Genomic DNA, 5428 nt, shown 5'->3' with positions numbered 1-5428 from the left:
CTTGCGGCCTGGCGGCGACCTACGTTTCCACACCTGAAAGATGCAGTATTATGAGCGAAGAGGGTCTTAGCTTCCGGGTTCGGAATGGGGCCGGGCGTTTCCCCCTCTCTATAGCCACCAGAGCACGCAAGGAGAAGGTCACCTAAGTGAGCTTGTCCTTGCGGGCTTTGCAAGTAATGCGAGGTATTGTTATTGTTAAGTCGTCGGACGTAACTGTCATACATTTCACCGATACCCTTAATAAGGCGGTGAGCATAAAAAAAGACGAACGTTCTATTAGTACCGGTCAGCTGAAAGCATTGCTGCTCTTACACATCCGGCCTATTAACCTTGTAGTCTTCAAGGGAACTTCAGGGAGAGTTCATCTTGGAGTTGGCTTCCCGCTTAGATGCTTTCAGCGGTTATCACATCCGTGCGTAGCTACCCGGCGATGCTCTTGGCAGAACAACCGGTGCACCAGTGGCACGTCCAACCCGGTCCTCTCGTACTAGGGTCAGCTCTCCTCAACTCTCCTGCGCCCACGGAAGATAGGGACCGAACTGTCTCACGACGTTCTGAACCCAGCTCGCGTACCGCTTTAAATGGCGAACAGCCATACCCTTGGGACCTGCTCCAGCCCCAGGATGCGATGAGCCGACATCGAGGTGCCAAACCTCCCCGTCGATGTGAGCTCTTGGGGGAGATCAGCCTGTTATCCCCGGCGTACCTTTTATCCTTTGAGCGATGGCCCTTCCACTCAGAACCACCGGATCACTATGACCGTCTTTCGACTCTGCTCGACTTGTCTGTCTCACAGTCAGGCTGGCTTATGCCATTATACTCTACGAGGGATTTCCAACCCCTCTGAGCCAACCTTTGTAAGCCTCCGTTACTTTTTAGGAGGCGACCGCCCCAGTCAAACTACCCACCAGACAGTGTCCTCCATCAGGATAACTGATGCGAGTTAGCTATCAGAATACTCAAGGGTGGTATCTCAAGGATGCCTCCATTGCCACTGGCGTGACAATATCAACAGCTCCCACCTATCCTGCACATGAGTATCCCAATAGCAATGTCAAGCTATAGTAAAGGTGCACGGGGTCTTTCCGTCTTTCCGCGGGTAGGAGGAATTTTCACCTCCACTACAATTTCACTGGATCCCTGGTTGAGACAGCTCCCATCTCGTTACGCCATTCATGCAGGTCGGTATTTAACCGACAAGGAATTTCGCTACCTTAGGACCGTTATAGTTACGGCCGCCGTTTACTCGTGCTTCAATTCAATGCTTCGCTTGCGCTGACACATCCTTTTAACATTCGAGCACCGGGCAGGCGTCACACCCTATACATCCTCTTACGAGTTAGCAGAGTGCTGTGTTTTTGGTAAACAGTCGGGAGGGACTCTTTGCTGAGACCCGTTTCGGCTCCGGAAGCAAGTTCCTTCACCTACAGCGGGCACACCTTATACCGAAGATACGGTGCTAGTTTGCAGAGTTCCTTAACCAGGGTTCTTCCACGCGCCTTAGAATACTCATCTCACCCACCTGTGTCGGTTTACGGTACGGGCGACATATGTTCTCGCTTAGAGGCTTTTCTCGGCACGACAGTATCATCGATTCTCCTCGCAGACCGAAGTCCTTGAAGAGCCTGTAAGATCTCGGAGTATTGCAACACGGATTTGCCTGTGTTACCTCCTACGTCCTTCGACCCACTATTCCATCAGTGAGCTCGATTAACTCTATGCGTCCCCCCATCACTCAAACGAACATATGTCGGTATCGGAATATTAACCGATTTGCCATCGTCTACCCCTTTCGGACTCGACTTAGGTCCCGACTAACCCTACGATGACGAGCATCGCGTAGGAAACCTTGGGTTTACGGCGAAGCAGATTCTCACTGCTTTTATCGCTACTCATGCCTGCATGCTCACTTCCAAACGCTCCAGCACTCCTTACCGGTATACCTTCAACGCTGTTTGGAACGCTCTCCTACCACTCTCTAAAAGAGAATCTAAAGCTTCGGTGTACATCTTAGCCCCGTTATATTTTCAGCGCAGAATCGCTAGATCAGTGAGCTGTTACGCTTTCTTTAAAAGATGGCTGCTTCTAAGCCAACTTCCTGATTGTCTCAGCAACTCCACATCTTTTTCCACTCAGATGTAACTTAGGGACCTTAGCTGTTAGTCTGGGTTGTTCCCCTCTTGACGATTGATTTTATCACCCACCGCCTGACTCCCGAGATTACGCATGAAGTATTCGGAGTTTGAAAGGGTTTGGTACCGCGGTGAGCAGCCCTAGCCCTGTCAGTGCTCTACCCCTTCATGTTACGACTCGAGGCTATACCTAAATATATTTCGGAGAGAACCAGCTATCACTAAGTTTGATTGGCCTTTCACCCCTATCCACAAGTCATCCGGGGGCTTTTCAACGCCCATCGGTTCGGTCCTCCACTGGCTCTTACACCAGCTTCAACCTGCTCATGGATAGATCACTTAGTTTCGGGTCTGCAGCCAGTGACTAAAACGCCCTATTAAGACTCGCTTTCGCTACGGCTTCGCGTTTGCTTAACCTTGCCACTGACCACAACTCGCAGGCTCATTATGCAAAAGGCAGTCCATCACCCTGATAAATCATAGGGCTCTGAATGATTGTAAGCCATAGGTTTCAGGTTCTATTTCACTCCGCTCACCGCGGTTCTTTTCACCTTTCCCTTACGGTACTGGTTCGCTATCGGTCTGGTAGTAGTATTTAGGATTGGAGGGTGGTCCCCCCGGCTTCAGTCAAGATAACACGTGTCCCGACCTACTCTGGATCCTGCTAGCTCATTGTCAATTTCAAGTACGGGGCTATCACCCTCTATGGCCCAACTTTCCAGATGGTTCTTCTATCGACTTTGAATGCCGTATGCAGTCCGCAACCCCGATGGCAAGCCATCGGTTTGTCCTATATCCCATTTCGCTCGCCGCTACTTTGGGAATCTCGTTTGATTTCTTTTCCTTCAGGTACTGAGATGTTTCACTTCCCTGAGTTCGCCCCCCTAAGGGTACTGCACCTCTCGATGCAGTGGGTTGCCCCATTCGGAAATCCCCGGATCAAAGCTTCTTGGCAGCTCCCCGAGGCTTATCGCAGCCTAGTACGTCCTTCATCGCCTCTACCAGCCAAGGCATCCACCTATGGCCCTTAATATCTTTTTCTAATTCGCGCTCACCGCCTTATTAAGAATAAGACGGTGAAATGTTTGTAGTTACGTTAAATTTATTCTTCATAGATTTCTCTATGTCAAATATATTTAGTTGACGACTTAACAATAATAATTCAAATAACACTCTAGACCTATATCTCAAAGTCTAATTCAAATACTACATCTAGTACTTGAATCAGACTTATCCGATCGCTTCACACTATGGTGGAGAATAGCGGGATCGAACCGCTGACCTCCTGCGTGCAAAGCAGGCGCTCTCCCAGCTGAGCTAATTCCCCATAAGTGATTCATGGTGGGTTTGAATGGACTCGAACCATCGACCTCACCCTTATCAGGGGTGTGCTCTAACCAGCTGAGCTACAAACCCATACAGCTATGTCAAATAACTCTTGGATCACTGAAGACTAAGCAGGAGATGACAGTCAAGACAATACTCTGTGAGATTTAAGATGACGCGATCAAATGAATGATCCGTCGTTACTCTTAGAAAGGAGGTGATCCAACCGCAGGTTCTCCTACGGTTACCTTGTTACGACTTCACCCCAGTCGCTAATTCCACCGTAAGCGGTAGCCGGTTTGGCATCCCGATTTCGGGTGAAATCAACTCCCATGGTGTGACGGGCGGTGAGTACAAGACCCGGGAACGTATTCACCGCAGCATAGCTGATCTGCGATTACTAGTGATTCCAGCTTCATGTTCTCGAGTTGCAGAGAACAATCCGAACTGAGAGACGCTTTAAGAGATTGGCTCCACCTCGCGGTATCGCAGCTCTCTGTACGCCCCATTGTAGCACGTGTGTAGCCCTGGCCGTAAGGGCCATGATGACTTGACGTCGTCCTCACCTTCCTCCTCCTTGCGAAGGCAGTCTCCCTAGAGTGCTCGGCCGAACCGTTAGCAACTAAGGACGAGGGTTGCGCTCGTTGCGGGACTTAACCCAACATCTCACGACACGAGCTGACGACAGCCGTGCAGCACCTGTGTGTAGGCTCTAGCAAGCTAGCACCCCCGTATCTCTACAGGGTTCCTACCATGTCAAGGCCAGGTAAGGTTCTTCGTGTATCTTCGAATTAAACCACATGCTCCACCACTTGTGCGGGTCCCCGTCTATTCCTTTGAGTTTTAATCTTGCGACCGTACTCCCCAGGCGGAATGCTTAATCTGTTAAGTGCATCACCGAAGAGACGAGCTCCCCGACGACTAGCATTCATCGTTTAGGGCGTGGACTACCAGGGTATCTAATCCTGTTTGCTCCCCACGCTTTCGTGCCTCAGCGTCAGTATCATCCCAGCAGATCGCCTTCGCTTTTGATATTCCTAGTGATATCTACGGATTTTACCCCTACACCACTAATTCCATCTGCCCCTTCTGAACTCTAGACTCCCAGTTTCAAGCGCAGTTCAATGGTTAAGCCATTGGATTTCACGCCTGACTTAAAAGTCAGCCTACGCACCCTTTACGCCCAGTGATTCCGAGTAACGCTTGCACCCTCCGTATTACCGCGGCTGCTGGCACGGAGTTAGCCGGTGCTTATTCAAGAGGTACCGTCATAATCTTCCCTCTTAAAAGGAGTTTACACACCGAAATGCGTCATCCTCCACGCGGCGTTGCTGCATCAGAGTTTCCTCCATTGTGCAATATTCCTCACTGCTGCCTCCCGTAGGAGTCTGGACCGTGTCTCAGTTCCAGTGTGTCTGATCATCCTCTCAAACCAGATACCCGTCATTGGCTTGGTGAGCCGTTACCTCACCAACTACCTGATAGGACATAGGCTGATCCCTTAGCGAAAAACATTTCCCGACTGGCCTTATGACCAGAAGGAGTATGGGGTATTAATCACCGTTTCCAGTGGCTATCCCCCTCTAAGGGGCACATTACCTATGCATTACTCACCCGTGCGCCACTAATCATGAAGAGCAAGCTCTCCAATCATCGTTCGACTTGCATGTGTTAGGCACGCCGCCAGCGTTCACTCTGAGCCAGGATCAAACTCTCCATAATTGGTGTTTGATCACATAGCCCAAGATATAAAATCATTGGCTTCTATGTAAAAAGTATCTACTACTTAGTATTAAGTAATAGACGGTTATGTATTGTGTTGACATTATTAAGAATGTCAGTCGAGCACCGCTCAACCGCCATCCCTGCTTAGTTTTCAATGATCTCAAACCCAAAACTCAAAGCCTTAACTCAAGGCCTCTCAGCGTTTGTGGACGGGAATTATAGGAAAAATATCCAAAGAAGTCAAG

General features: G+C 49.6%; 2 tRNA genes and 3 rRNA genes. All 5 read right to left on the bottom strand.

Going from position 1 to position 5428, the window contains the following annotated elements:
- Positions 1–6: 6 nt before the first annotated feature.
- The 5 genes from rrf to E0765_RS00070 all read right to left on the bottom strand — a co-directional run bounded on the left by rrf (position 7) and on the right by E0765_RS00070 (position 5180).
- A 5S ribosomal RNA gene (rrf, locus tag E0765_RS00090) occupies positions 7–122 on the bottom strand.
- A 133-nt stretch (positions 123–255) separates the two neighbouring features.
- A 23S ribosomal RNA gene (locus E0765_RS00085) occupies positions 256–3173 on the bottom strand.
- Between the two features lie 210 nt (positions 3174–3383).
- Positions 3384–3459 (bottom strand) — tRNA-Ala (locus E0765_RS00080).
- Positions 3460–3471: 12 nt separating this feature from the next.
- Positions 3472–3548: transfer RNA gene (locus E0765_RS00075), tRNA-Ile, on the bottom strand.
- A 120-nt stretch (positions 3549–3668) separates the two neighbouring features.
- Positions 3669–5180 (bottom strand): 16S ribosomal RNA (locus E0765_RS00070).
- The 16S, 23S and 5S rRNA genes sit together here with 2 tRNA genes alongside, the layout of an rRNA operon.
- Positions 5181–5428 lie beyond the last annotated feature (248 nt).

The organism is Sulfuricurvum sp. IAE1, assembly GCF_004347735.1.
GTDB lineage: Bacteria > Campylobacterota > Campylobacteria > Campylobacterales > Sulfurimonadaceae > Sulfuricurvum.
Note: the sequence above shows the minus strand (reverse complement) of the source record. Positions and strands in the feature narration are given on the sequence as shown.